The sequence below is a fragment of the Variovorax sp. GW821-FHT09B01 genome (genome assembly GCF_059418345.1).
Map to the genome: position 1 here is coordinate 153,665 of NZ_JBWKPQ010000010.1, position 25,650 is coordinate 179,314.

General features: G+C 68.8%; 22 protein-coding genes. 12 read left to right on the forward strand and 10 right to left on the reverse strand.

Going from position 1 to position 25,650, the window contains the following annotated elements; all coding sequences use genetic code 11:
* Positions 1-77: 77 nt before the first annotated feature.
* The 8 genes from pilB to AC07RV_RS25865 all read left to right on the forward strand — a co-directional run bounded on the left by pilB (position 78) and on the right by AC07RV_RS25865 (position 8,258).
* Positions 78-1,811 (forward strand): type IV-A pilus assembly ATPase PilB, encoded by a 1,734-nt coding sequence (pilB, locus tag AC07RV_RS25830; RefSeq protein WP_296787497.1) that lies wholly within the window; start codon positions 78-80, stop codon positions 1,809-1,811.
* Positions 1,812-1,841: 30 nt separating this feature from the next.
* Positions 1,842-3,077 (forward strand): type II secretion system F family protein, encoded by a 1,236-nt coding sequence (locus tag AC07RV_RS25835; RefSeq protein WP_296787496.1) that lies wholly within the window; start codon positions 1,842-1,844, stop codon positions 3,075-3,077.
* Positions 3,077-4,039, forward strand: a complete 963-nt coding sequence (locus AC07RV_RS25840; RefSeq protein WP_296787495.1) for a prepilin peptidase — start codon at positions 3,077-3,079, stop codon at positions 4,037-4,039. The genes AC07RV_RS25835 and AC07RV_RS25840 overlap by 1 nt, the downstream gene beginning before the upstream one ends.
* Positions 4,040-4,055: 16 nt before the next feature.
* The gene (gene coaE / locus AC07RV_RS25845; RefSeq protein WP_296787494.1) at positions 4,056-4,664 is read left to right on the forward strand and encodes a dephospho-CoA kinase; all 609 of its coding nucleotides are present in this window, start codon (positions 4,056-4,058) and stop codon (positions 4,662-4,664) included.
* Between the two features lie 74 nt (positions 4,665-4,738).
* Entirely contained in the window at positions 4,739-6,232 is a 1,494-nt protein-coding gene (locus AC07RV_RS25850; protein ID WP_296787493.1) for an MBOAT family O-acyltransferase, read from the forward strand.
* A 1-nt stretch (position 6,233) separates the two neighbouring features.
* Entirely contained in the window at positions 6,234-7,247 is a 1,014-nt protein-coding gene (locus tag AC07RV_RS25855; protein WP_296787492.1) for a hypothetical protein, read from the forward strand.
* A 34-nt stretch (positions 7,248-7,281) separates the two neighbouring features.
* On the forward strand, positions 7,282-8,037 hold the full coding sequence (gene zapD / locus AC07RV_RS25860) for a cell division protein ZapD (protein WP_057592104.1): 756 nt from the start codon (positions 7,282-7,284) through the stop codon (positions 8,035-8,037).
* Complete coding sequence (locus AC07RV_RS25865; RefSeq protein ID WP_203202663.1) at positions 8,034-8,258, forward strand: DNA gyrase inhibitor YacG; 225 nt, start codon at positions 8,034-8,036, stop codon at positions 8,256-8,258. Before zapD ends, AC07RV_RS25865 begins: the two co-directional genes overlap by 4 nt.
* A 31-nt stretch (positions 8,259-8,289) precedes the next feature.
* Here AC07RV_RS25865 and AC07RV_RS25870 read toward each other — a convergent pair whose 3' ends face one another.
* The 6 genes from AC07RV_RS25870 to secA form a co-directional block, all read right to left on the reverse strand.
* The gene (locus AC07RV_RS25870) at positions 8,290-10,263 is read right to left on the reverse strand and encodes an acyltransferase family protein (RefSeq protein ID WP_492714410.1); all 1,974 of its coding nucleotides are present in this window, start codon (positions 10,261-10,263) and stop codon (positions 8,290-8,292) included.
* A gap of 23 nt (positions 10,264-10,286) precedes the next feature.
* Positions 10,287-12,254 carry an acyltransferase family protein gene (locus tag AC07RV_RS25875; protein WP_492714412.1) on the reverse strand — a complete coding sequence of 656 codons (1,968 nt, stop codon included), beginning with the start codon at positions 12,252-12,254 and terminating at the stop codon, positions 10,287-10,289.
* 86 nt (positions 12,255-12,340) lie between these two features.
* Entirely contained in the window at positions 12,341-12,799 is a 459-nt protein-coding gene (locus tag AC07RV_RS25880; RefSeq protein ID WP_296785466.1) for an NUDIX domain-containing protein, read from the reverse strand.
* Positions 12,796-13,671 carry an ATP-binding protein gene (locus AC07RV_RS25885; protein WP_093341040.1) on the reverse strand — a complete coding sequence of 292 codons (876 nt, stop codon included), beginning with the start codon at positions 13,669-13,671 and terminating at the stop codon, positions 12,796-12,798. Before AC07RV_RS25885 ends, AC07RV_RS25880 begins: the two co-directional genes overlap by 4 nt.
* Before the next feature lie 7 nt (positions 13,672-13,678).
* Entirely contained in the window at positions 13,679-14,908 is a 1,230-nt protein-coding gene (gene argJ, locus AC07RV_RS25890) for a bifunctional glutamate N-acetyltransferase/amino-acid acetyltransferase ArgJ (protein ID WP_296785463.1), read from the reverse strand.
* Positions 14,909-14,933: 25 nt separating this feature from the next.
* On the reverse strand, positions 14,934-17,720 hold the full coding sequence (gene secA / locus AC07RV_RS25895) for a preprotein translocase subunit SecA (RefSeq protein ID WP_093341043.1): 2,787 nt from the start codon (positions 17,718-17,720) through the stop codon (positions 14,934-14,936).
* A gap of 221 nt (positions 17,721-17,941) precedes the next feature.
* Between secA and AC07RV_RS25900 the strand changes: the two genes are divergently transcribed.
* From AC07RV_RS25900 to AC07RV_RS25910, 3 genes are all read left to right on the forward strand, one after another.
* A complete protein-coding gene (locus tag AC07RV_RS25900) occupies positions 17,942-18,250 on the forward strand; it encodes a hypothetical protein (protein WP_093341044.1) in 309 nt (102 codons plus the stop codon).
* Positions 18,251-18,316: 66 nt separating this feature from the next.
* The gene (locus AC07RV_RS25905; RefSeq protein ID WP_296785459.1) at positions 18,317-19,306 is read left to right on the forward strand and encodes an ornithine cyclodeaminase family protein; all 990 of its coding nucleotides are present in this window, start codon (positions 18,317-18,319) and stop codon (positions 19,304-19,306) included.
* A gap of 23 nt (positions 19,307-19,329) precedes the next feature.
* Positions 19,330-20,472, forward strand: a complete 1,143-nt coding sequence (locus tag AC07RV_RS25910) for a DSD1 family PLP-dependent enzyme (RefSeq protein ID WP_296785456.1) — start codon at positions 19,330-19,332, stop codon at positions 20,470-20,472.
* Positions 20,473-20,508: 36 nt separating this feature from the next.
* On the opposite strand, the gene AC07RV_RS25915 is transcribed toward AC07RV_RS25910, so the two are convergent.
* On the reverse strand, positions 20,509-21,651 hold the full coding sequence (locus AC07RV_RS25915) for a threonine synthase (protein WP_296785454.1): 1,143 nt from the start codon (positions 21,649-21,651) through the stop codon (positions 20,509-20,511).
* Between the two features lie 32 nt (positions 21,652-21,683).
* The gene (locus tag AC07RV_RS25920) at positions 21,684-22,592 is read right to left on the reverse strand and encodes an amino acid ABC transporter substrate-binding protein (protein WP_296785451.1); all 909 of its coding nucleotides are present in this window, start codon (positions 22,590-22,592) and stop codon (positions 21,684-21,686) included.
* Between the two features lie 165 nt (positions 22,593-22,757).
* Between AC07RV_RS25920 and AC07RV_RS25925 the strand changes: the two genes are divergently transcribed.
* Positions 22,758-23,384: a helix-turn-helix transcriptional regulator gene (locus AC07RV_RS25925; RefSeq protein WP_093341052.1), complete on the forward strand. Its 627-nt coding sequence runs from the start codon at positions 22,758-22,760 to the stop codon at positions 23,382-23,384.
* Between the two features lie 13 nt (positions 23,385-23,397).
* Here the strand turns inward: AC07RV_RS25925 and AC07RV_RS25930 are convergent, their stop codons facing one another.
* Positions 23,398-24,375, reverse strand: coding sequence for a Bug family tripartite tricarboxylate transporter substrate binding protein (locus AC07RV_RS25930; protein WP_296785449.1), 978 nt, complete (start codon positions 24,373-24,375; stop codon positions 23,398-23,400).
* Between the two features lie 43 nt (positions 24,376-24,418).
* Positions 24,419-25,627 (reverse strand): pyridoxal-phosphate dependent enzyme, encoded by a 1,209-nt coding sequence (locus AC07RV_RS25935; RefSeq protein WP_296785447.1) that lies wholly within the window; start codon positions 25,625-25,627, stop codon positions 24,419-24,421.
* Positions 25,628-25,650: the final 23 nt, after the last annotated feature.

Consider the following 25,650-nt stretch of genomic DNA (forward strand, 5'->3'; position numbering starts at 1 on the left):
TGCTGTACAGCGATTTACAGCACAGGAGTGTTCGGCGATGATCGTGAAGCAATTTCTCACATCTCTTGCATTCGCTGATGGCTGCAGCCGAACTTCCCGTTAAAGAAAACCCGCAAGTCGCCTTGCCAGGGCTTGCACGCGCGCTGGTCTCGGCCGGCAAGCTGCCCGCGAAAACTGCGGAAGATCTCTATCAGAAGTCGCTGAGCAGCCGCTCCAGCTTCATCGCCGAACTCACGGGCACTGGCGCCGTCTCGGCCGCCGACCTCGCCCACACGCTCTCGAATGCCTTCGGCGCCCCGCTGCTCGACCTCGACGCCATCGACCACCAGCGCCTGCCGAAGGATCTGCTCGATCCCAAGCTCTGCCAGGCCTACCGCATCGTCGTCCTCAGCAAGCGCAACAACCGCTTGATCGTCGCCACGGCCGATCCGTCCGACCAGCAGGCCGCCGAGAAGATCAAGTTCGCCTCGCAGATGGGCGTGGACTGGGTCATCGCCGAGTACGACAAGCTGTCGCGCATGGTCGAGGCCGCCGCGGCCAGCGCGGCCGAAACCATCAACAGCATCGTCGGCACCGAATTCGAGTTCGACGACGTCAGCGCCGACACCGCGGGCGACGCCAACGAGCAGGCGATCGCCGAGGTCGAGGACGCGCCGGTCGTGCGCTTCCTGCACAAGATGCTGCTCGACGCGGTCAGCATGCGCGCTTCGGACATCCACTTCGAGCCCTACGAGCACCACTACCGCGTGCGTTTCCGGGTCGACGGCGAACTGCGCGAGGTCGCGAGCCCACCGACCGTGATCAAGGACAAGCTGGCCTCGCGCATCAAGGTCATCTCGCGGCTCGACATCTCCGAGAAACGGGTGCCCCAGGACGGGCGCATGAAGCTCAAGATCGGTCCCGACCGGGTGATCGACTTCCGCGTGAGCACGCTGCCCACACTGTTCGGCGAGAAGATCGTGGTCCGGATTCTCGACCCCAGCAGCGCGCGCATGGGCATCGATGCGCTGGGCTACGACGCCGACGAGAAGGAACGCCTGCTGCACGCCATCAGCCGGCCCTACGGCATGGTGCTGGTCACCGGGCCGACCGGCTCGGGCAAGACGGTGTCGCTCTACACCTGCCTCAACCTTCTGAACCAGCCGGGCGTGAACATCGCGACCGCCGAGGACCCGTCGGAAATCAACCTGCCGGGCGTCAACCAGGTCAACGTGAACGAGAAGGCCGGCCTGACCTTCGCGGCCGCGCTGCGGGCCTTCCTGCGGCAGGATCCCGACATCATCATGGTCGGCGAAATCCGCGACATCGAAACCGCCGACATCTCGATCAAGGCCGCCCAGACGGGCCACCTGGTACTGTCGACGCTGCACACCAACGACGCTCCCACCACCCTCACGCGGATGCGCAACATGGGGATCGCGCCCTTCAACATCGCGTCGAGCGTGATCCTGATCACCGCCCAGCGGCTCGCGCGGCGGCTGTGCATGGCCTGCCGCGCGCCCGTGGACATCCCGCGCGAAGCACTGCTCGAAGCGGGCTTCCAGGACGACGAGATCGACAGCAGCTGGAAGCCCTACCGGCCCGTGGGCTGCGCGGCCTGTACCGGCGGCTACAAGGGCCGAGTGGGCATCTACCAGGTGATGCCGATCTCCGAGGCGATCCAGGAAATCATCCTGCGTGACGGCAGCGCGCTCGACATCGCGCAGCAATCGGAAGCAGAAGGCGTGCGCTCGCTGCGCCGGTCGGGCCTGCGAAAAGTGATGCAGGGCCTGACCTCGCTCGAGGAAGTGGTGGCGGTCACCAACCTATAACGAACACACTGGAAGCGGAGATCGAACCGAATGGCCACAGCAGCATCGACGGCAAACCGGCAACGGCGCGACGTCAAGGAATTCGTCTTCGAATGGGAAGGCAAGGATCGCAACGGCAAGCTGGTGCGCGGTGAACTGCGTGCCGCCGGCGAGAACCAGGTGCAGGCCGCGTTGCGGCGCCAGGGCGTGCTCGCCAGCAAGATCAAGAAGCGCCGCACCCGCTCGGGCAAGAGCATCAAGCCCAAGGACATCGCGATCTTCACGCGCCAGCTAGCGACCATGATGAAGGCCGGCGTGCCGCTCCTGCAGTCCTTCGACATCGTGGGCCGCGGCAATGCCAACCCCAGCGTCGCCAAGCTGCTCAACGAGATCCGCAGCGACGTCGAGACCGGCACCTCGCTGTCGTCGGCCTTCCGCAAGTTCCCGAAGTACTTCGACAACCTCTACTGCAACCTGGTCGAGGCCGGCGAAGCGGCCGGTATCCTCGAAGACCTGCTCGACCGCTTGGCGACCTACATGGAGAAGACCGAGGCGATCAAGTCGAAGATCAAGTCGGCGCTGATGTACCCGACCTCGGTGGTCGTGGTGGCCTTCGTGGTGGTGGCCATCATCATGATCTTCGTGATCCCGGCCTTCAAGCAGGTGTTCACCTCCTTCGGCGCCGACCTGCCCGCCCCCACGCTGTTCGTGATGGCGGTCAGTGAGTTCTTCGTGGCGTACTGGTGGCTGATCTTCGGCGTGATCGGCGGCGGCCTCTATTTCTTCTTCCAGGCCTGGAAGCGCAACGAGCGCGTGCAGCGGGTCATGGACCGCCTGCTGCTGCGGGTGCCGATCTTCGGCGCGCTGATCGAGAAGTCCTGCGTCGCACGCTGGACGCGCACGCTGGCCACCATGTTCGCCGCGGGCGTGCCGCTGGTCGAGGCGCTCGACTCGGTCGGCGGCGCTTCGGGCAACACCGTGTACGGCGACGCCACGGCCAAGATCCAGCAGGAGGTGTCGACCGGCACCAGCCTCACGAATGCAATGACCAACGTCAACCTGTTCCCTTCGATGGTGATCCAGATGACCGCCATCGGCGAGGAGTCGGGCTCCATCGACCACATGCTCGGCAAGGCGGCCGACTTCTACGAGTCCGAGGTCGACGACATGGTCGCCGGCCTCTCGAGCCTGATGGAGCCGATCATCATCGTCTTCCTCGGCGTGATCATCGGCGGCATCGTGGTCTCGATGTACCTGCCCATCTTCAAGCTCGGCCAGGTCGTCTGATGCCGGTGTCGCAGGGATTCGACGCCGCACTGGCCGGCGTCCTCGGTCTGTTGATCGGCAGCTTCCTCAACGTGGTGATCTACCGCACGCCGGTCATGATGTACCGCGACTGGTTGAACGACGCGGTCGCGAACCTCATGAGCGTCAAGGACATGCCCTCGCTCTGGTCGCTGGTCTTCGGCTCCAAGGCGCAGCCCCCGGCCGGCCTCGAAGCTGCGGCCGACAAGGCCGCCGTCGAACTCGAGAAATTGCCACGCTTCGACCTCATGCGGCCCGGCTCGCGCTGCGGCAGTTGCGGCCACGAGATCCGCTGGTACGAGAACATCCCGGTGCTGAGCTACCTCGCATTGCGCGGCCGTTGCGGCGCCTGCAAGACCCGGATCAGCCCGCGCTATCCGCTGGTCGAACTGGCCACCGCCTCGCTGTTCGCGCTCTGCGGCCACCGCTTCGGCCTCACGCCAACGGGCGCGCTGTGGGCCGCCTTCGCGGCGCTGCTGGTCTGCCAGTTCCTGATCGACTTCGACACCCAGTTCCTGCCCGACTCGCTCAACTACCCGCTGCTGTGGCTCGGCCTGATCGGCGCGGCCGCGGGCTGGACCGGCACCTCGCTGCAGCTCTCGGTCTGGGGCGCGGTGTTCGGCTACCTCAGCCTCTGGCTGGTCTACCATGGCTACCTGTTCGTCATGAAGGAAGAAGGCATGGGCCAAGGCGACCTCAAGCTGCTGGCAGCACTGGGTGCATGGCTCGGCGCCGACTACCTGATCGCGATCATCCTGATCTCCTCGATCGTGGGCGCTGTCCTCGGCCTGGGCATGCGCTTCAGCGGCAAGCTGGACAAGGGTGTTCCGATCGCCTTCGGCCCCTTCCTCGCGGGCGCGGGCCTGGTCTGCCTCGTCATCGGTCCGGGCGTCGTCAAGCAATGGGCGCCCTTCGCTTTCCCGCTCGGCCCCTGGCTCCATTGAGGCCAGGAAGCTTTCAATGATCCGGCGCATCGGCCTCACCGGCGGCATCGGCAGCGGCAAGAGCACCGTCGCGCGCCTGCTGGTCGCCGAGGGCGCGGTGCTGGTCGACACCGATGCCATCGCGCGCCGCATCGCCGAACCCGGCGGCATCGCGATGCCCGCGCTCGAGGCCCGCTTCGGCGCCGCGGTGCTGCGGCCGGACGGCGGCCTCGACCGCGCCCGCATGCGCGAACTCGTGTTCCAGGACCCCGAGGCCAAGCGCGCCCTCGAAGGCATCCTCCATCCCCTGATCGGCGCCGAAACCCGGCGCGAAGCCGCGGCCGCCGGTCCCGATGCCACCATCGTCTTCGACGTCCCCCTGCTGGTCGAATCGGGGCGCTGGCGCGCGCTGGTCGAGCGCGTGCTGGTGGTCGACGCCAGCGAAGAAACCCAGCTGCGACGCGTGGTCGCGCGCTCGGGCTGGGCCCCCGAAGCGGTGCGCGCTGTGATCGCGCAACAGGCCCCGCGGGCGCTGCGCCGGGCCGCGGCCGACGCGGTCATCGACAACGAAAGCCTGACCCTGGAGGAACTCGCCGTGCAGGTGCGGGGTCTCTGGAAACGGTGGACCTCGGCCAGCACGCGATAATCACCGGTTAGCCGCAGCGGCGGCTGCACCACGATTACGACAAAAGGGCGCTCGCAGCAGCGCCTCCTCTCGAGATGCTGTTCAACTCGTATTCCTTCATCTTTGTCTATTTCCCGCTGGTGCTGCTCGGGTTCTTCCTGATCGGCAAACGCAACATCCGGGCCGCAGCCGGGTTTCTTGCGCTGGCCTCGCTGTTCTTCTATGGCTGGTGGAGCGTGCAGGCCCTGCCGCTGCTGCTGGCCTCGATCTGCGTCAACTACTGGTTCGGCCTGCGCCTGACGCCGGCACCGGGGCGCGACGACCGCCGGCGCAAGACCTTGCTGATCACGGCGCTCACCGTCAATCTCGTGGTGCTGGCGGTGTTCAAGTACGCCAACTTCTTCGTCTCGAACGTCAACGACGGCCTGAGCGCTGCGGGCCTCGCGCCGATCCCGCTGCTGCACATCGTGCTGCCGATCGGCATCTCGTTCTACACCTTCACGCAGATCGCCTTCCTGGTCGACTGCTGGCAGGGCAAGGTGCACGAGCGCAGCTTCATCCACTACGTGCTGTTCGTCACCTACTTCCCGCACCTGATCGCGGGCCCGGTGCTGCACCACGCGCAGATGATGCCGCAGTTCGCCAACCCCGCGACCTACCGCGCCGACCCCAACAAGATCGCGCTCGGGCTGGCCATCTTCACCTTCGGCCTGGCCAAGAAGCTGCTGATCGCCGACCCGATGGGCCAGTACGCCGACCTGGTCTTCAACGGCGTGCACAACGGCATCGAGCCCACGCTCTACACCGCGTGGTTCGGCGTGCTCGCCTACACGCTGCAGATTTACTTCGACTTCTCGGGCTACTCCGACATGGCGGTCGGCCTGTCGCTGTGCCTGGGCGTGCAGCTGCCGCTGAACTTCAACTCGCCCTACAAGTCGACCAGCATCATCGAGTTCTGGCGCCGCTGGCACATCTCGCTGTCGACCTTCCTGCGCGACTACCTCTACATCCCGCTGGGCGGCAACCGCAAGGGCCCGAAGCGCCGCCACGTGAACCTGTTCCTCACGATGGTGCTCGGCGGCCTGTGGCATGGCGCGGCCTGGACCTTCGTGATCTGGGGCGCGCTGCACGGCATCTTCCTGATGATCAACCACATCTGGACCACCACCTTCCGCCGCAAGGGCCCGCCGAGCATCGCCGGCCGCGTTCTCGGCTGGTTCCTGACCTTCCTGTGCGTGATGATCGCCTGGGTGATGTTCCGCGCCGAGAGCCTGCACGCCGCCATGGACATCTACCGTGGCATGCTGGGCCTGCACGGCGTGCCCGGCACCGCATTCCGCGAGTTCCTCGCGGTGCCCTACCGCAAGCCCGAGTTCTTCCAGACCATGCTGGTGGCGATCATCATCTGCCTCGCGCTGCCGCCCACCATCACGCTGCAGCGCTGGGTGCCGCAGGCCGCGGCGCTGGCCGGCCGGCCGGCGCTCAACAGGCTGTTCACGGCCGCGATGGCGCTGTTCACCGTGACGCTGCTCGGCATCTGCATCTCGAAGCTGGGCACCTACAGCCCCTTCCTCTACTTCCAGTTCTGACATGACGCCCGCAAAACTGTGGCTGCGGATCTTCGTGGCCGGATTCCTCGTCATCTCGTCGCTGCTGGTGCTCACGCTCGCGACGCCCATTCCCTACGGCGACCTGAGCCGCATCGGCCTGATGTCCGACCGCGAGTTCGGCTGGACCCAGGAGCCGCCGAAGGTCGCGCCCGAGTACCTGCATGCCGTGCCGCTCGACCAGGCCGACATCGTCGTGATCGGCGACAGCTTCTCGATGACACACCGCTGGCAGTCGGTGCTGGTCAAGGCCGGCTACAAGGTCACCACGGCTTTCTGGGGGCAGTTCGACGAGCGCCTGTGCGGCGACTTCGACGCCTGGCTCGCGCGCGCCGGCTTCAAGGGCAAGCTGGTGATCGTCGAGAGCGTGGAGCGCATCCTGCAGGAGCGCATGCGCTACACGCGCAGCTGCGAGACGATGAAGCGGCCCTTCGCCGCGCGCACCGAGCCCTTCGCGGTGCCGCTCGAGCACGTGCCCGGCTTCGCGCTCAACTGGGGTGCCAAGCTCACCTCGGGCCTGGACACGCTCAAGTACACCCGTGCCGCCAAGGCGACCACGGCCGACACCGTCTCCACCGACCGCACCAAGGCCCGCGCGGTGGTCAATGGTTGCGAAATGTTCAGTCACCGCCTGTGCAACAAGGCCCTGTTCTTCGGCGAGGACGACGAGAACGGCGAGCTGCCGGCCGCGGACGTGGCCGCGATGCAGGCTTTCACCAAGTCGCAGACCGCATTCCCGATGCTCTGGATGGTGATCCCCAACAAGACCACCACCTACATCGATCCCTCGCACTCGAAGGCCTTCGTCGAGGCCTTCAAGACCTCGGGCCTGGGCCCCGACCTGTTCGCCTTCACGCAGGAAAAGAAGACCCGGATCCGCGACTTCTACTTCCCCAACGACACCCATCTGTCGATGCACGGCCAGCTCGCGCTCGGCGAGCTGATGCTCGGCGAGGTGCGCAAGATCGTGCCCGAGCCCCCGTCACGCACGCCATGAGGCTATCATCGCCTCGTCAGGAGACCGAGCCCGCGTGATCCTCTACGAGTACCCCTTCAACGAGCGCATCCGGACCTATCTGCGACTGGAGCACCTGTTTCGCCGCCTCGGCGAGCTGGTGCCTGCCGAGTCGCCCCTGTCCCACCACTTCGCGCTCGTCACCATCTTCGAGATCATGGACGTGGCCGCGCGCGCGGACCTCAAGGCCGACGTCATGCGCGACCTCGAGAAGCACAAGTCCGCCTTCAATGCCTATCGCGGCAATCCGAACATCTCCGAGGCCGCGCTCGACCAGGTGGTGGCGCAGCTCGAGCGCAACTTCAACACGCTCAACGGCATCGCGGGCAAGGCCGGCCAGTCGCTGACCGAGAACGAGTGGTTGATGAGCATCCGCAGCCGCGCGAGCATTCCGGGCGGCACTTGCGAATTCGACCTGCCCGCCTACTACGCCTGGCAGCACCGCAGCACCCAGAGCCGCCGCGCCGACCTCGAACGCTGGTCGGGCACGCTGGCGCCGCTGGCCGAGTCGATCTACCTGCTGCTCAAGCTGCTGCGCGACGCCGACGTGCCCTACAAGGTCATCGCCACCAACGGGCAGTTCCAGCAGAACCTGCCGCAGGGACGCAGCTTCCAGCTGCTGCGCCTGCGCATCGATCCCAAGCTCGGCCTGATCCCCGAGATCAGCGGCAACCGGCTCATGGTCTCGGTGCGGCTCATGCGCCACGAGAGCGACGACCGCCTCCACCAGAGCAGCGACGACACCCCCTTCGAACTCACCCTGTGCGCATGACCGGCGAAGAGCGCATCGAGCCCCGCGAGGGCGAACGCATCGTCCGCTGCCCGAGCTGCGGCGGCGACAGCGTCTATTCGGAACGCAACCCCTACCGCCCGTTCTGCAGTGCGCGCTGCAAGGGCATCGACCTCGGTGCCTGGGCCAGCGAGGAGTTCAGGATGCCGGCCGAAGCCCCGCCCGACGACGAGCCTTTCGGCGATCCCAAGGCGCAGCAGTAGACGATCGGCCCGCGGAAATCCGTGGGCCGACTTACTTGCCGCCCGCGGCGGCCGGCGCCGCCTCTGCGAGAAAGATCCTGTCGACATAGTCCGCGTGCGCGCGCGTGTACACGGGCCGCAGATGCTCGCCGTCCTTGTAGACCGGCTTGCCGTCGGCCGTCACGCGCAGGCACTGGCCGTCCTTGCACAGCGAGGCCATCGGCTCGACCACCTGCGCACCACTGTCCAGCGCGATCTGCCGCAGCCGTGCGTTGAGCTCGGCCTGCGCTGCGGGCACCGGGGCCGTCGGCGAATCGAGCACCACCGTCATCGTGCCGAGCCGGCTGCCCGCGATCATGCGCTGCGGCTGGAAGTCCATGCCGCTCGGGTTGTCGAGCAGCAGGTAGACCTTCTTGTTCTGCTTCACGAGCTCGGCCATGGTGTGGCCTAGCATCGAGAGCGCCGGCGCGATGCCGGGCCCGCCGTTGTTCACCGGGTAGACCGCGCGGCCCTCGCGGTACTCGTAGGCCAGCGGGAAGTCGCCGCTGAAGTAGCAGTTCCAGCAGCCGCCGAACACCACGGTGTCGATCTGCGGCGCGCGTGCGAGCTGCAGCATGCCGTCGCGCTGCTCGCCGCAGGCCGGGTTGCCCTCGGCGAACATGCCGGGAATCGGCGCGCAGGCGCCCCAGGTGTAGAAGTAGGCGGTCGCCATGCGCTCGGGCGCGAGGCGCTCGAGCGCCTTGGCGCGCGGCCCGTACTGCTGCATGTGGCTGTCGCCGATCAAGAGCACCTTGCGCTCGCCGCGGCCGACCCGGTAGACCAGGTGCGGGCCCACCTTCTCGGGCGTGAAGCCGTCGTAGTAGCCGTCGTCCACGGTCGCGTCGGTCACCTTCTGCAGCATCTCGCCGCCGTTGCGCGCCGGCAGGCCGGCCACCACCATCACGCCGGCCAGCACGATCGCGCAGCCGATGCCGACCAGGCCGCGCAGCAGCGGCGCGCCCGCGCGGGTGCGCGTGAAACGTTCGAGAAAGCGGTAGGTCAGCCAGGCCAGCAGCACCGCCGCGACCACCGCGCCGGTGCGCACGCCCGCCGAGGGCTCCCAGCCGCCATTGAGGATGCGCGGGTACACCAGTAGCGGCCAATGCCACAGGTACAGCGGATAGCTGATCAGCCCGATGCCCACCATCAGCGGGTTCGACAGCAGGTAGCGGTTCAGCACCCCCTGCGGCCCCGCCGCGATGCAACTCGCCGCACCCAGCACCGGCAGCAGCGCCCACCAGCCCGGGAACGCCTTGTCGGCCCGGATCATCACCAGCCCCAGCACGATCAGCCCCACGCCCAGCACCGACTGCACATGGCTGCGCCACGCGGGCTTCGTCGCCCCGGCATCCCTCAACCGCATGCACGCCAGGATCCCGCCCGCCATCAACTCCCAGAAGCGCGACAGCGGCGAGTAGAACGCCGCCGTGCGGAACGGATGGATCGTCAGCACGTTGATCAGGAACGACACCACCGCCAGCGCCCACAGCACGCGCAGCATCGGCCAGCGCCTGCGCCACGCCAGCGCCAAGAGCGGCGGCCAGAAGATGTAGAACTGCTCCTCGATCCCCAGCGACCACAGGTGCAGCAGCGGCTTGGTCTCCGCCGCCGTGTCGAAGTACCCCGCCTCGCCCCAGAACACGAAGTTCGCGATGAAGGCCGCCCCGCCCGCGGCCTGCTTGCCCAGCTCCACGAACTCGCGGTTCAGCAGCACGTACCAGCCGAAGGCCAGGGTCGCCGCCAGCACCAGCATCAGCGCCGGGAAGATGCGCCGCACGCGCCGTGCGTAGAAGTCGCGGTAGCTGAAGTCGCCCGCCGCCTGGCTCTGAAGAATGATCGTCGTGATCAGGAAGCCCGAGATCACGAAGAAGATGTCCACCCCCACGAAGCCACCGGGCAGCGCCTTCGGAAAGGCGTGGTACGCCACCACCGAGGCCACGGCCACGGCGCGCAGGCCATCGATGTCGGGACGGTACTTGGGATGCATCGGTGCCCCTCCGGGCCGTTCTTTCAGTTGCCGGCGCGCGATGGCGCGGCGGGTGCGAGGAACACGGGATCGACGTAGCGCGCGTGGTCACGGATGTAGGCCGGACGCAGATGGTTGCTGTCGAGATAGGCCGGCGCGCCGTCGGGCATGGTGCGCAGGCACCGGCCTTCCCGGCACAGCTGTCCGACCGCGTCGATCGGCTCGGCACCGGCGGCCAGCGCGATCGCGCGCAGCCGGTCGTTCAAGCGCTCCTGCGCGGGCGGCAGCACCGCGCTGCCTGCCGTCGCGAGCACGGTCATCGTGCCGAGACGGCTGCCCGCGATCATGCGGCCCGGTTCGAAATCGCTGCCCATCGGGTTGTCCAGCAGCAGGTAGACCGTCTTGTGGCGCGCGAGTTCGCCCAGCAGCTTCTGCAGCGACGCAAGGGCCGGCTCGATGCCGGGGCCGCCGTCGTTGATCGGCAGCGCCGAGGCGCCGTCCTGGAACACATAGGGCATGTAGAAGTTGCCGGTGAAGTAGCAGTTCCAGCAGGCGCCGACCATCACGGCATCGATCTTCGGATCGAAGGCGGACTTGAGCATCTGCGCGCGCCGCGGCGCGCAGCCTGGATTGATCGCCACCACCATGCCCGGCACCGGCGCGCAGGCCGGGTATTCGAAGAAGTAGGTGGTCGACATCGCATCGGGCGCGCTGCGTGCCAGCGCGCGCGCGCGCGGCGCGTACTGCGAGATATGGCTGTCGCCGATCACCAGCACCTTGCGCGCGCCCTCGCCGATGCGGCGCACGAAGTGGCCGTCGAGCGTCTCCGACGCGAGGCCTTCGTAGTACTCGCCGTCGGACGACGCGTTGCTCAGCGTCTGCAGCATCGGGTTGTCGTGCCGCGGCGCGGGCAGGCCCAGTTGCACCGCGACCGCCACGGCGAGCACCGCGACGGCGCTGCCGCCCAGCACGCGCAGGGTGGCGGGCTGCGTGCGCGTCCGGACGGCGCGCTCCACCGTGCGGTAGGTGAGCCAGGCCAGCACAACGCTGGCCGCGACCATCGCCGCGCTCACGGCCGCCGACGGCGCCGCGCCCTGCACGATGCGCGCATAGGACAAGAGCGGCCAATGCCACAGGTACAACGGATAGCTGATCAGCCCGATGCCCACCATCAGCGGGTTCGACAGCAGGTAGCGGTTCAGCACCCCCTGCGGCCCCGCCGCGATGCAGCTCGCCGCGCCCAGCACCGGAAGCAGCGCCCACCAGCCCGGAAACGCCTTGTCGGCCCGGATCATCACCAGCCCCAGCACGATCAGCCCCACGCCCAGCACCGACTGCACATGGCTGCGCCACGCAGGCTTCGTCGCCCCCGCATCCCTCAACCGCATGCACGCCAGGATCCCGCCCGCCATCAGCTCCCAGAAGCGCGACAGCGGCGAGTAGAACGCCGCTGTGCGAAACGGATGGATCGTCAGCACGTTGATCAGGAACGACACCACCGCCAGCGCCCACAGCACGCGCAGCATCGGCCAGCGCCGGCGCCACGCCAGCGCCAAGAGCGGCGGCCAGAAGATGTAGAACTGCTCCTCGATCCCCAGCGACCACAGGTGAAGCAGCGGCTTGGTCTCCGCCGCCGTGTCGAAGTACCCCGCCTCGCCCCAGAACACGAAGTTCGCGATGAAGGCCGCCCCGCCCGCGGCCTGCTTGCCCAGCTCCACGAACTCGCGGTTCAGCAGCACGTACCAGCCGAAGGCCAGGGTCGCCGCCAGCACCAGCATCAGCGCCGGGAAGATGCGCCGCACGCGCCGTGCGTAGAAGTCGCGGTAGCTGAAGTCGCCCGCCGCCTGGCTCTGAAGAATGATCGTCGTGATCAGGAAGCCCGAGATCACGAAGAAGATGTCCACCCCCACGAAGCCACCGGGCAGCGCCTTCGGGAAGGCGTGGTACGCCACCACCGAGGCCACGGCCACGGCGCGCAGGCCATCGATGTCGGGGCGGTACTTGGGATGCATCCGTCTCTTGTTCGTTCTTCGCTCAGGCCCGCGGCGCGCGGCGCCGGGACCCAGTCAGCGGCGCAGGCATCGCCACGCCGCGGCGCTCAGGCCAGGGTCGATACGGCCTGGGCCGCCGACGCGGGCAGGCCGCGCTCCTGCACCAGCCATTCGAGCACCGGCAGCGCGCCCGGCAGCACGGGCGCCACGTCCAGCGGCAGGTGCTGCCAGGCCATCTGCTGGCCTTCGCGCATCTCGAAGTCGCCGTGCCAGGCCGTGACCTTGCACCAGTGCAGGCGCACCAGCGCATGCGGGTAGTCGTGCTCGGTCACTTTCCAGACCGCGGCGCCGTCGATGGTGATGCCGAGTTCTTCCTGCAGCTCGCGCCGCAGCGCCTCCTCGACCGTCTCGCCGGCCTCGATCTTGCCGCCCGGAAACTCCCAGTAGCCCGCATAGGGCTTGCCGGGCGGGCGGGTCGACAGCAGCAGCGCATCGTCGGCCGTGCGGATCAGCACGCCGACCGCGACCTCGGTGTGCTTGCGCGGCTGGGCCGGCTCCGTGCTCATGCAGTGGCCCGCCCCGCGTAATCGCGCGCGAACTGGTAGGCCACGCGACCGCTGCGCGAGCCGCGCTCGAGCGCCCAGACCAGCGCCTCGGGCCGCGCGGCCTCGATCGCGGCGGCATCGACGCCGAACGACGACAGCCACTGGGCCACGATCGCGAGGTACTCGTTCTGGCTGAACGGATAGAAGCTGACCCAGAGGCCGAAGCGCTCCGACAGCGAGATCTTCTCCTCGATCACCTCCCCCGGATGGACCTCGCCATCCTCGGTGTGGGTGTAGCTGAGGTTGTCCTTCATGTACTCGGGCAGCAGGTGGCGCCGGTTGCTGGTCGCGTAGATCAGCACGTTGGGCGTGGCCGCTGCGATCGAGCCGTCGAGGATCGACTTGAGCGCCTTGTAGCCCGGCTCGCCCTCGTCGAAGCTCAGGTCGTCGCTGAAGACGATGAATTTCTCGGGCCGCTGCGACACCACCTCGACGATGTCGGGCAGGTCGGTGAGCTCGGCCTTGTCGACCTCGATCAGGCGCAGGCCCTGCGGCGCATAGGCCTGCAGGCAGGCGCGGATCAGCGAGGACTTGCCGGTGCCGCGCGCGCCCGTCAGCAGCACGTTGTTGGCCGGCTTGCCCTCGACGAACTGGCGCGTGTTGCGCTCGATCTTTTCCTTCTGGACGTCGATTTCCTTGAGCGAATCGAGCGCCATCGCGGCCACGTGCTTCACCGGCTCGAGCACGCCATGGCCCGAGCTGCGGCGGCGGTAGCGCCAGGCGATCGAGGCATTCCAGTCGGCCGGCTCGGCCAGCGGCTGGGGCAGGATCGATTCGATGCGGTTGATGAGCTGCTCGGCGCGCTCGATCAGTCTCTGGAACTGCTCGTTCATCGAAAAATCAGGATCTGTAGTCGGCGTTGATCGACACGTAGTCGTGGCTGAAGTCGCAGGTCCAGACGGTTTCGCTGGCATTGCCGCGGCCGAGGTTCACGCGCACCGTGATCTCGCTTTGCTTCATCACGCGCTGGCCGTCCTCCTCGCGGTAGGCCGGGTTGCGGCCGCCCTTGACCGCCACGTGCACGTCGTCGAGGAACAGGTCGATGCCGGTCTGGTCGAGGTCGGCGATGCCCGCGTAGCCCACGGCCGCAAGGATGCGGCCGAGGTTCGGGTCGCTGGCGTAGAAGGCGGTCTTCACCAGCGGCGAATGCGCGATCGCATAGGCCACCTGGCGGCATTCAGCGGCGTCGCGGCCGCCGTCGATCTGCACCGCGATGAACTTGGTCGCGCCTTCGCCGTCGCGCACGATGGCCTGCGCCAGCAGGCGCGCCACGTCCTGCATCGCGGCCACGAGCGCCTGGCCCTCGGCCGAGGTCAGCGAGGTGATGGTCGCGTGCGCGGCCTTCTGCGTGGCGATGACCACGAAGGAATCGTTGGTCGAGGTGTCGCCGTCGATGGTCACGCGGTTGAACGAAGCGTCGGCCAGCTGCTTGGCCAGCGGCTGGATCAGCGCCGGGTCGATCTTCGCGTCGGTGGCCATGAAGCCCAGCATGGTCGCCATGTTCGGGCGGATCATGCCGGCGCCCTTGCTGATGCCGGTGACGCTGACCGTGGCGCCGCCGACCTGCACCTGGCGGCTGAAGGCCTTGGGTACGGTGTCGGTGGTCATGATGCCTTCGGCGGCACGGGCCCAGTGGTTATCGGCGGCATCGGCCAGCGCGGCGGGCAGGCCGGCCTCGATGCGGTCGATCGGCAGCGGCTCCATGATCACGCCGGTCGAGAACGGCAGGATCTGCTCGGGCGCCAGGTCGAGCTGGCGCGCCAGCGCGATGCAGGTGGCGCGGGTGCGCGTCAGGCCGTCCTCGCCGGTGCCGGCGTTGGCATTGCCGGTGTTGATCAGCATCGCGCGGATGCCGTGGCCGGCCGCGAGGTGGTCGCGGCAGACCTGCACCGGCGCAGCGCAGAAGCGGTTCTGCGTGAACACGCCGCCGACCGCGGCGCCTTCGTCGATCAGCACGACCGTCAGGTCCTTGCGGTTGGCCTTGCGCACGCCCGCTTCGGCCACGCCGATGCGGATGCCGGGGACCGCGAACAAGGCGGCGGGATCGGGAGCGGACAGGTTCACGGGCATGGCGGTATCTCTTCGGAGTTGCGGGTCAGCTGAGTTTGCCGTGGCAATGTTTATATTTCTTGCCACTGCCGCAGGGGCACGGGTCGTTGCGGCCGACGCGCGCGAAGGCGGCCGCCTCGGCGCTCAGCGTGCCCAGGCCCGCGGCCGCGATGCGGCGCTGGCTTTCCTCGTCGACGCGCACCTCGACCTCGCCGGTCTCGGTGGGTGCCGAATAGGTGATGTTCGAGACGTTCTCGCCGCGGTTCTCCATCGCCTCGGCCGCCTGGTCGAGCTGCTCGCTCGACTGCACGCGCACCGTCATGAGCTGGCGCGTGACTTCGTTCTTGACCGAGTCGAGCAGCTGGCCGAACAGCTCGAAGGCCTCGCGCTTGTATTCCTGCTTGGGCTGCTTCTGCGCGTAGCCGCGCAGGTGGATGCCCTGGCGCAGGTAGTCGAGCGAGGCCAGGTGTTCGCGCCAGTGGGTGTCGATGCTCTGCAGCAGCACCATGCGCTCGAACTGCGTGAAGTTCTCGGGGCCGATCAGCGCGACCTTGGCGTCGAAGGTCTCGTTGGCGGCCTGCACCACCTTCTCGACGATGTCCTCGTCGGAGATGGCTTCGGAGCCCTCGACGATCTTCGCGAGCGGCATGTCGATGCCCCACTCGTTGAACAGGGCCTGCTCGAGCGCCGGGATGTTCCACTGCTCTTCCACCGACTCGGCCGGCACGTACTGGCGCACCAGGTCGATGAAGCAGCCTTCGCGCAGCGCCGCGATCTGGGCGCCGAGATCGCCGGCGTCGAGGATGTCGTTGCGCTGCTGGTAGATCACCTTGCGCTGGTCGTTCGACACGTCGTCGTACTCGAGCAGCTGCTTGCGGATGTCGAAGTTGCGCGCCTCGACCTTGCGTTGCGCGCTCTCGATGCTGCGCGTGACGATGCCGGCCTCGATGGCCTCGCCGTCGGGCATCTTCAGGCGGTCCATGATCGCCTTCACGCGGTCGCCCGCGAAGATGCGCATCAGCGGATCGTCCAGGCTCAGGTAGAAGCGCGAGGAGCCCGGGTCGCCCTGGCGGCCCGAACGCCCGCGCAGCTGGTTGTCGATGCGGCGCGACTCGTGGCGCTCGGTGGCGATGATGCGCAGGCCGCCGAGCGACTTCACGAACTCGTGGTCGTTGTTCCACTCGGCGCGGATGTGCTCGATGTCGGCCTTCTTCGCGGCCTCGTCGCGGCCTTCGTCGGCCTCGACCGCCTCGATCATCTTCTCGATGTTGCCGCCCAGCACGATGTCGGTACCGCGGCCGGCCATGTTGGTCGCGATCGTGATCATCTTGGTGCGGCCGGCCTGCGCCACGATGTCGGCCTCGCGCGCATGCTGCTTGGCGTTGAGCACCTGGTGCGGCAGGCCCGCCTGCGTGAGCAGGCCGTCGATGATCTCGGAGTTCTCGATCGAGGAGGTGCCCACCAGCACCGGCTGGCCGCGCTCGTAGCACTCGCGGATGTCCTGGATCGCCGCCTCGTACTTCTCGCGCGTGGTCTTGTAGACGCGGTCGAGCTGGTCGTCGCGCTTGCTCACGCGGTTCGGCGGGATGATCATGGTTTCCAGGCCGTAGATCTCCTGGAATTCGTAGGCCTCGGTGTCGGCCGTGCCGGTCATGCCGGCAAGCTTGCCGTACAGGCGGAAGTAGTTCTGGAAGGTGATCGAGGCCAGGGTCTGATTCTCGGCCTGGATCTCCACGCCTTCCTTGGCTTCCACGGCCTGGTGCAGGCCGTCGCTCCAGCGGCGTCCGGTCATCAGGCGGCCGGTGAACTCGTCGACGATCACCACCTCGCCCTGCTGCACCACGTAGTGCTGGTCGCGGTGGTAGAGGTGACGGGCGCGCAGCGCCGCGTTCAGATGGTGCATCAGCGTGATGTTGGCCGGGTCGTAGAGCGAGGCGCCCTCGGGCAGCAGCTTGAACTCGCCGAGGATGCGTTCGGCGTTCTCGTGGCCGTCCTCGGTCAGGAACACCTGGTGCGTCTTCTCGTCGACCGTGAAGTCGCCGGGCACCGTGACGCCTTCGCCGGTGCGCGGGTCGGCTTCGCCTTCCTGCTTCTTGAGCAGCGGCACCACCTTGTTGATGGCGAGGTACAGGTCGGTGTGGTCCTCGGCCTGGCCGCTGATGATCAGCGGCGTGCGGGCCTCGTCGATCAGGATCGAGTCCACCTCGTCGACGATCGCGTAGTTCAGCTTGCGCTGAACCCGGTCGCCGGGCTCGTAGACCATGTTGTCGCGCAGGTAGTCGAAGCCGTACTCGTTGTTGGTGCCGTAGGTGATGTCGCTGCCGTAGGCGGCCTGCTTCTCCTCGCGCGGCATCTGCGGCAGGTTGATGCCCACCGACAGGCCGAGGAAGTTGTAGAGCCGGCCCATCCAGGTCGCGTCGCGGTTGGCCAGGTAGTCGTTGACCGTCACCACGTGCACGCCCTTGCCGGACAGCGCGTTCAGGTACACCGGCAGCGTGGCGGTCAGCGTCTTGCCTTCGCCGGTGCGCATTTCGGAGATCTTGCCGTTGTGCAGCGCCATGCCGCCGAGCAGCTGGACGTCGAAGTGGCGCATCTTCATCACGCGCTTGGAGCCCTCGCGCACGGTGGCGAAGGCTTCGGGCAGCAGGTCGTCGAGGCTCTCGCCCTTGGCGATGCGGTCCTTGAATTCCTGGGTCTTGGCGCGCAGCGCGTCGTCGCCTAGCTTTTCGAATTCGGGTTCGAGCGCGTTGATGCGCGCGACCGTCTTGCGGTACTGCTTGAGTAGCCGGTCGTTGCGACTGCCGAAGATCTGGGTCAGGAAGTTGGTGGCCATGGGTGGAGGTGGGCGGGCACCTGACACGACAGGCACTGCGACCGGATTCCCTAAGATATGGTGAGAGCAGTTGGGCGCACCTCTTTCAAAAGCAAGCCTTCGAAAGTCGGAAGCCCGTGCCGGTTATCGGTAGTCGGGTTATCGGATTTGAACGATTTTCCCGGCGGGACCGCCGGCAAACCGGGCATTTTAGCTGTCTTGTTTCACCCTCAGAATTACGAATGAATCGCCGTTCCACGCCCCCGTTCACGCTGCAGCAGGCGGCCGAGGATTCGCCCACGCTGGCGAGCCTGATCGCGCGCGCGCGCGACGCCGGCGACCGGCTGCGCGCGGTCGAGGAACTGATCCCGCCGCTGATGCGCCCCGCCATCCAGGCCGGCCCGGCCGAGGGCGACGAATGGTGCCTGCTGGTCAAGGGCAGCGCCGCGGCCGCCAAGCTGCGCCAGCTGGCGCCGATGCTCGTGACCCGGCTGCGCAACCGCGGCTGGGAGGTGCGCAGCATCCGCATCAAGGTGCAGACCGGGCGCTGAAGCCCGCAGCGGCCGGCCGCCTTCCTTGTGTTTTACTTTTCGTCTGGAATTGGATAATATTTCCAGATGAATGAAGCCCCATCGTCGCCCGCCGACGCCTCGCTGCTGCTGCTCGACAAGCACCAGGTCGACGCCCTGCTCGCTCCCGAGGACGTGCTCGAGGCCGTGCGCGAGGCCTTCGTGCTGCACAGCGCACGCGAGGGCCGGGTGTTTCCGGTGGTGCGCGAGCCGCTGGCCAGCGGCGGCGTGTTCGGCATCAAGTCGGGCGACGTGCCCGCGCAGGGGCTGCTCGGCTTCAAAGCCGCGGGTTTCTGGCCGGCCAACCGCGCGCGCGGCGGCGAGCCCCACCAGGCCACGATCCTGCTGATCGACCCGCTGACCGGCCGGCCGCAATGCCTGATCGACGGCAACGCGGTCACCACGCTGCGCACCGGCGCGGCCGGCGCGCTGGGCCTGCGCACGCTCGCGCGGCCCAACAGCACGCGCGCCTGCGTCTTCGGCACCGGCGTGCAGGCGCGGGTGCAGCTCGAGTTCGCGCTGCGCACCCTGCCCTTGCTGGCCGAGGTGCGCTACGTGAGCGCCAGCAGCGGGCGCGACGCCAGCTTCGAGGCCGCCTTCGCCGCGCGCTGCGCGATAGCGCCGGCGGCCGACCGCCACGAGGCTGTCGCCCACAGCGACCTCGTGATCACCGCCACGCCCGGCGCCGGCGCGCTGTTCGACCTCGAGGCTGTGCAACCCGGCACCCATCTGAACTGCGTGGGCGCCGACACGCGCGGCAAGCGCGAACTGCCCGACGGCCTGCTGCCGCGCGCGCGCCTGGTCGTCGACGACCGCGTGCAGGCACGGCAGATCGGCGAGACCCAGTGGGCGCCCGACACCGCCAGCATCGAGCTCGGCGACCTGCTCTCGGGCCGCGCGGCCTTCGAGCGCGCCGCCGACGACATCACCGTGTTCGACATGACCGGCCTCGCGCTGCAGGACCTGACCGTGGCGCGCATGCTGCAGCGGCGCGCGGCCGCGACCGGCACCGGCACGCGCATCGCCTGGCCCTGGTAACTCCCCCCTCTTCCCTCCCCGCCATGACCACCACCCCCTCCCTCGCCGAACTCGACACCCCCGCCGCCCTGATCGACCTGCCGCGCATGCAGCGCAACATCGCGCGCATGCAAGAACACATGGACGCGCTGGGCGTGCGCTTCCGTCCGCACGTGAAGACCAGCAAGTGCACGCCGGTCGCGCAGGCGCAGCTCGCGGCGGGCGCGCTGGGCATCACGGTCTCCACGCTCAAGGAGGCCGCGCAGTTCCACGCCGACGGCATCGACGACATCCTCTACGCGGTGGGCATGGCCGCGGCCAAGCTGCCGCAGGCGCTCGCGCTGCGCCGCGCGGGCTGCCGGCTGACGATCATCACCGACAGCCTGGCCTCGGCCCGCGCCATCGTCGATTTCGGCCGCGCGCAGGGCGAGGCCTTCGAGGTGCTGATCGAGATCGACACCGACGGCCACCGCTCGGGCATCAAGCCCGGCGAGGCCGCGCTGCTCGAGGTCGGGCGCGTGCTGCACGACGGCGGCATGCGGCTGGCGGGCGTGCTCACGCATGCGGGCTCGAGCTACGAACTCGACACGCCCGAGGCGCTCGCGGCCATGGCCGAGCAGGAACGCGCGGGCTGCGTGCAGGCCGCCGAGCGGCTGCGCGCGGCCGGCCTGCCCTGCGCGGTCGTGAGCGTGGGCTCCACGCCCACCGCGCTGTCGGCCGCGCGGCTCGACGGCGTGACCGAAGTACGCGCCGGCGTCTACGTGTTCTTCGACCTCGTGATGCACAACATCGGCGTCTGCGCGCCCGAGGACATCGCGCTGAGCGTGCTGGCCACCGTCATCGGCCACCAGGCCGAGAAGGGCTGGGCCATCCTCGACGCGGGCTGGATGGCGATGAGCCGCGACCGCGGCACCGCGAAGCAGAAGCACGACTTCGGCTACGGCCAGGCCTGCGACCTCGAGGGCCGCGTGATCGAAGGCTATGTGCTGAGCGGCGCGAACCAGGAGCACGGCATCCTGTCGCTGGCGGACGGCACGGCCGCGGACATCGTCGAACGCTTCCCGATCGGCACGCGGCTGCGCATCCTGCCCAACCATGCCTGCGCGACCGGCGCCCAGTTCCCCGAATACCACGCGCTCGCGCAGGACGGCAGCCTGCGGGCCTGGCCACGGCTGCACGGCTGGTAAAGCGAGCGCCCCGCTGCGCGCGGGGCGCCCGGTCGATCAGCTGGCCGCCCCGGCGAACAGCTCGGTCATGAACTGCGTCGACTTGAGCCCGGTGCCCGTCAGCAGCACCACCGTCTTCTCGCCCGCGCGGATCTCGCCGCGCTGTTCCAGCACCTCAATGGCGGCAGCGGCCGACGAGGAGGTCGGCTCGGCATAGAGCCCGGTCGCCGCCAGCCGTCGCACGGCCGCCGCGATCTGCTCCTCGGTCAGCGCCACCGTGCCCCCGCGCGTCTCGCGCAGCGCCTGCAGGATCTCGCGCAGCCGCACCGGCCGCTTGATCGCCGTGCCCTCGGCGATGGTCGGCGCCACCGCGCGCTCGACCAGCGTGTCGGCGCCGGCCGTGAAGCTCGCGTCGATCGGCGAGCAGTTGAGCGGCTGCGCGACGAAGATGCGCGGCAGCCGGCGGATCTGCCCGGCCGCCAGCAGCTCCTTGAAGCCGATGTGGCAACCGAGCACGTTGCTGCCCGCGCCGGCCGGGATGATCACGTTGTCGGGCGCCTCGAAGCCCAGGTCCTCCCAGAGCTCATAGGCCAGCGTCTTCGTGCCCTGCAGGAAGAACGGGTGCCAGTTGTGGCTCGCGTAGAAGATCTCGGAGGACTGGCGCACCGCCTCTTCTTCAGAAGCCTCGCGCGGGCCAGGCACGAGCTGCACCTCGGCGCCAAAGGCGCGGATCTGCGCCACCTTGGGCGCGGGCGTGTAGGCGGGCGCGAGCACCTTCACGCGCAGGCCCGCCGCGGCACCGGAGGCGGCGATCGCAGCGCCGCCATTGCCCGAGCTGTCCTCGAGCACCGCATCGACGCCGATCTGGCGCAGGAAGGACATCATCACGGCCGCGCCGCGGTCCTTGAAGCTGCAGGTGGGGTTGAACCACTCGAGCTTGAAGAAGGGCTCGAGCCCGCCCCAGCGCTTCTGCACGAGCGGCGTGCAGCCCTCGCCCAGGCTCGCGGGCTGCTCGATGGCCACTGGCAGCGCCGCGCGGTAGCGCCACAGCGAGCGCACGCGCGTGTCGATGTCGTCGCGCGAGATGCCGGGCAGCGGCGTGATCATCATCGAATGGCCGTCGTCGGAGCGCCAGCGGCGCTCGAGCAGGCCGTGGGTACGGCCGGTGCGCGGGTCGATGTAGTGCGGGGTGTTCGGCATGGAGAGGGTCCTTCGTTGCTTGATGAATGGATTCAGCGGGCCTGGTAGGCCTCGGAGGGGTTGTCGTTCGGCGCCGCGATCGCCTGGCGCAGCGCGGCGCTCATCGGCAGGTTCAGCGCCGCGTTGCGCGGCGGGATCGGCTGCACGAACCACTTGTCGTAGAGCTTCGCGAGCTCGCCGTCGGCCATCAGCCGGCGCAGCTGGGCATCGACCGCGGCCTTGAAGGCCGGGTCGTCGCGCCGCAGCATGATCGCGATCGGCTCCACCGCGAAGGTCTCGCCCGCGATGCGAAAGTCGCCCGGCGCGCGCGCGCTCGCGATGTTGCCCGCGAGGATGTTGTCGTCGTCGACCCAGGCATCGGCGCGGCCGGTCTGTAGCAGCAGGAAGCTGTCGCCCGTGTCCTTGCCGTAGACCTCCTGGAACTCGACGCCGGCCGCCTTCTTGTGCAGCCGCGCGGTCTTCACCGCGCTCGAGCCCGAGGTCACGACCACCGTCTTGCCCTGCAGCTGCGCGATCGAGGCGATGCCCGACTTCGCGGCCACCGCGAGCCGTACCTCGGTGACGTAGGTGGTGAGCGCGAACGCCACCTCCTTCTGGCGCGCCGCGTTGTTGGTGGTGGTGCCGCACTCGAGGTCGACCGTGCCGTTGCGCACCAGCGGAATGCGGTTCGACGAGGTCACGGGCTGGTAGTCGATGGCCAGCGCGGGCAGCCGCTGCGCCTCGCGCAGGCCGGCGATCACGCGTTCGCAGAGCTCGACGTGGTAGCCGGTGTAGCGGCCCGCGCCGAGCGCATAGGACAGCGGCGCGCCCGAGTCGCGCACGCCCATCGCGATGCGGCCGCTGTCGGCGAGCTTGCGCAGGGTGTCGGCCGAGGCCGGGCCGGCACCGGCGGCCAGCAGCGAGAGGACGAGGACAGGGAACGCCAGACGGATCTTCTTCATGGGTTTCTCCGAGCAGAGAAAGAAAGAGGGAAGTCGGCGCGCCGCCCGCGAAGGCGGCCGCCGGAGGGCACCGAGGTTCCAGACAATATATCCATTAATATACTTTTTGTACAGTTTTGGCGCGCGGTTTGGATGCTTCGTCCAGACCTGGATACATTCACCCGCATGAAGAAGAAGTCCGACAAGCACCTGCTCGAGATGCTCGACCACATCGCCGAGGGCCTGGGCCAGACCTTCGCCCCCTTTTGCGAGGTGGTGGTGCACGACCTGCGCAACCCCGAGAACGCGATCCATGCGATCGAGAACGGCCTGAGCGGCCGGCAGGTCGGCCAGTCGGTCACCGAGCTCGGGCTCGCGCGCATCCGCGATCCCGAATTCCCGGCCGTGATCGCGAACTACGCCAATGCCTTTCCCGACGGCCGCAAGGTCAAGAGCACCTCGATCGGCATCAAGGACGAGCACGGCGAGTACGTGGCCGCGCTGTGCCTGAACGTGGACCTGACCCTGTTCCAGAGCTTCCAGAGCGCGATGTCGCAGTTCACGCGCATCGACGACAGCGAGGTGCGCGAGCACCTCGAGCCGGGCAGCGGTCAGTCCGAGCGCATCCATGCGCGCATCGACGCCTTCGCGGCCGCGCGCGCGACCACGCCGCGCTCGCTCAAGCCGGCCGACCGCAAGCAGCTGGTGCAGGAACTCAAGAAGGAAGGCTTTCTCGAGATCCGTCGCGGCGCCGAGATCGCGGCCGCGCACATGGGCGTGTCGCGCGCCACCGTCTACAGCGACGCCCGCTAGGAGTCGGCGCGGCTTACTGCGGCTGCAGCCCGATCTCGCGCGCCACGCGCTGCCAGCGCTCGGCCTCGGCGCGCATGAAGGCACGCAGCTCGCCGGTGGTCGAGCCGCGCAGCTGCACGCCAAGCGCCGACATGCGCTCCTTCACCGAGGCATGGGCCAGCGCCGCGACGGCCTCGGCGCGCAGCTTCTCCACCACCTCGAGCGGCGTGGTGGCGGGCGCGACCAGCGCCCACCACTGGTCGATCTCCATGCCCGCGAGGCCGCTCTCGGCCAGCGCGGGCACGCCCTGCAGGCCCGGGATGTCCACGCGCTTCGTGCTCGCCACCAGCAGCGGCCGGATGCGGCGCGCGCCCACCAGGCTCGAGCCGCTGGCCAGGGTCGCGAAATGGCCGGCCACCGTGCCCGCGGCCACGTCGGTGAGCGCGGGCGCCGAGCCGCGGTACGGGACCATGTTGAAACGGATCTTCGAGCGCTGCGCCAGCAGCTCGCCCGCGAGATGGCTCACGGTGCCCGCGCCGCTGTGCGCGATCGCGGGCGGCGCGGCGCTCGCGGCGGCCGTCTTCATGAAGCTGCGGAAGTCCTTGCTGCCCTCGTCCATGCCCGCGAACAGCACCAGCGGCGAGGTGCCGATCATGGTCACCGGCGTGAAGTCGCGCAGCAGGTCGTAGGGCAGCTTCGCCGTCACGGCCGGCGCGATGGCATGCGGCAGCTCGACGATAACCAGCATGTAGCCGTCGGGCGGCGCCTTGGCGGCGGCGTCGGTGCCGATCTGGCCGGCCGCGCCCGGGCGGTTGTCGACGATCACCGACTGGCCCAGCGTCTGGCTCATGCGCTGCGCCATGGCGCGCGCGATGGCATCGGTGCTGCCGCCCGCGGCCCAGGGCACGACCAGCTTCACGGGCCGGTCGGGAAAGGCGCCCGCCTGGGCGTTGCCGGTGGCGCCCAGCAGGGCGCCTGCCGATGAAACGGCAAGGAAGGTACGTCGGCGCATCGCGTGCTCCGTGAACGAGGGACGAAGGAAGAAAGAACCGGTCTCAGACCGGCGGATCGGGCCAGCTCGGGTCGCAGGCGGCGCTCGCGGTCAGCATCAGCACCACGTGCGCATCGGCCGCCACCAGGCCGTTGTCGCGCAGCTGCCGCAGCGCGCCCAGGCCCGCGGCCGCGCAGAGTTCGGCGCTCACGCCGGCGGCCGTCAGCAGCCGCCGCGCCGCGCGCGCCTCGTCGTCGTTGACCACCACCGCGCCGCCCGCAGTGGCGGTGGCGGCCTGCCATTGCAGGTAGGTGACGGTGGCGCCCGCGGTCGAGAACTGCGCCGTGTGGCCCGGATAGCTGCCGTTGACGGCGCCGCCCGCGAGCACGCGCGACAGCCGCGGGAACGGCTCCACCAGCCACAGCCGCGGCAGCCGCGCGATGCGCCCGGCCGCCAGCAGGTCGCGAAAGCCCGCGTAGATGCCCCAGGCCAGGTCGCCGCGCGCGGTCGGCACCACGATGTGGTCGGGCAGGCCGCCCTCGGCCAGGCATTCGGCCGCGATCGGCTTGTAGCCCTCGATCGCGAGCGGCGCGCTGCCCAGCGCGGGCAGCCGGTAGTTGGTGAGCGCGAAGTAGCCCGGATGCTGCGCGCGCTCGCGCACGAAGGCCCAGCGGCCCGCGTTGTCGGAGAAGGCATAGCGCCGCGCGCCGAGCGCGTCGAGCTGGCGCGCATAGGCGGCCGGCAGGCCTTCATAACCCGCGACTTCGCAGGACAGGCCCGCGGCCCAGGCATAGTGGGCGGCCGAGACCGCGGCATTGCCCGAGGAGGCCAGCACCAGCGTGTGGGCGCCGGCGTCCAGCGCCTGCTCCACGCCGACGGCGGTCATGCGGTCCTTGTGCGAGCCGGTCGGGTTGACCGATTCGTCCTTGAGCGCCAGCCGCGCCACGCCGAGGCGCTGCGCCAGTTCGGGCAGCTCGCGCAGCGGCGTGTTGCCTTCGCCGAGCGTGAAGCCCGGCAGGTAGGGCATCGGGATGCCGGCGTCGGTGCCCGGCAGGTAGCTGGCCCGCAGGCCGATGTGCACGCCCATGCGGCGGCAGGCCGGGCAGCCTTCGTTGAGCGAGGACACCGGATAGAGCGTCTCGCAGCGCAGGCACTGGAGGCCGCGCAGTTGCGGATTGCGCAGCGGCCGCACGGCATCGGCCGCGAGGGCCTCGTCCGCGGCGGCGTCGGAAGAAAGGTCGGCGGGCAAGGTATCGAGCGCGTGGAGTGTCATCGCACTGTAGGGTGTGAAGGAGT

What these genes read in the sequence shown, in the direction of transcription:
- AC07RV_RS25915 (WP_296785454.1), bottom strand. Translation starts at nt 21,651, where the DNA reads ATGCCGAACACCCCGCACTACATCGACCCGCGCACCGGCCGTACCCAC.
- AC07RV_RS25930 (WP_296785449.1), bottom strand. Translation starts at nt 24,375, where the DNA reads ATGCGCCGACGTACCTTCCTTGCCGTTTCATCGGCAGGCGCCCTGCTG.
- argJ (WP_296785463.1), bottom strand. Translation starts at nt 14,908, where the DNA reads ATGCCCGTGAACCTGTCCGCTCCCGATCCCGCCGCCTTGTTCGCGGTC.
- AC07RV_RS25870 (WP_492714410.1), bottom strand. Translation starts at nt 10,263, where the DNA reads ATGCATCCCAAGTACCGTCCCGACATCGATGGCCTGCGCGCCGTGGCC.
- AC07RV_RS25920 (WP_296785451.1), bottom strand. Translation starts at nt 22,592, where the DNA reads ATGAAGAAGATCCGTCTGGCGTTCCCTGTCCTCGTCCTCTCGCTGCTG.
- AC07RV_RS25855 (WP_296787492.1), top strand. Translation starts at nt 6,234, where the DNA reads ATGACGCCCGCAAAACTGTGGCTGCGGATCTTCGTGGCCGGATTCCTC.
- secA (WP_093341043.1), bottom strand. Translation starts at nt 17,720, where the DNA reads ATGGCCACCAACTTCCTGACCCAGATCTTCGGCAGTCGCAACGACCGG.
- AC07RV_RS25905 (WP_296785459.1), top strand. Translation starts at nt 18,317, where the DNA reads ATGAATGAAGCCCCATCGTCGCCCGCCGACGCCTCGCTGCTGCTGCTC.
- pilB (WP_296787497.1), top strand. Translation starts at nt 78, where the DNA reads ATGGCTGCAGCCGAACTTCCCGTTAAAGAAAACCCGCAAGTCGCCTTG.
- AC07RV_RS25900 (WP_093341044.1), top strand. Translation starts at nt 17,942, where the DNA reads ATGAATCGCCGTTCCACGCCCCCGTTCACGCTGCAGCAGGCGGCCGAG.
- AC07RV_RS25935 (WP_296785447.1), bottom strand. Translation starts at nt 25,627, where the DNA reads ATGACACTCCACGCGCTCGATACCTTGCCCGCCGACCTTTCTTCCGAC.
- AC07RV_RS25850 (WP_296787493.1), top strand. Translation starts at nt 4,739, where the DNA reads ATGCTGTTCAACTCGTATTCCTTCATCTTTGTCTATTTCCCGCTGGTG.
- AC07RV_RS25835 (WP_296787496.1), top strand. Translation starts at nt 1,842, where the DNA reads ATGGCCACAGCAGCATCGACGGCAAACCGGCAACGGCGCGACGTCAAG.
- AC07RV_RS25925 (WP_093341052.1), top strand. Translation starts at nt 22,758, where the DNA reads ATGAAGAAGAAGTCCGACAAGCACCTGCTCGAGATGCTCGACCACATC.
- AC07RV_RS25885 (WP_093341040.1), bottom strand. Translation starts at nt 13,671, where the DNA reads ATGAACGAGCAGTTCCAGAGACTGATCGAGCGCGCCGAGCAGCTCATC.
- AC07RV_RS25880 (WP_296785466.1), bottom strand. Translation starts at nt 12,799, where the DNA reads ATGAGCACGGAGCCGGCCCAGCCGCGCAAGCACACCGAGGTCGCGGTC.
- AC07RV_RS25865 (WP_203202663.1), top strand. Translation starts at nt 8,034, where the DNA reads ATGACCGGCGAAGAGCGCATCGAGCCCCGCGAGGGCGAACGCATCGTC.
- coaE (WP_296787494.1), top strand. Translation starts at nt 4,056, where the DNA reads ATGATCCGGCGCATCGGCCTCACCGGCGGCATCGGCAGCGGCAAGAGC.
- AC07RV_RS25875 (WP_492714412.1), bottom strand. Translation starts at nt 12,254, where the DNA reads ATGCATCCCAAGTACCGCCCCGACATCGATGGCCTGCGCGCCGTGGCC.
- AC07RV_RS25910 (WP_296785456.1), top strand. Translation starts at nt 19,330, where the DNA reads ATGACCACCACCCCCTCCCTCGCCGAACTCGACACCCCCGCCGCCCTG.
- AC07RV_RS25840 (WP_296787495.1), top strand. Translation starts at nt 3,077, where the DNA reads ATGCCGGTGTCGCAGGGATTCGACGCCGCACTGGCCGGCGTCCTCGGT.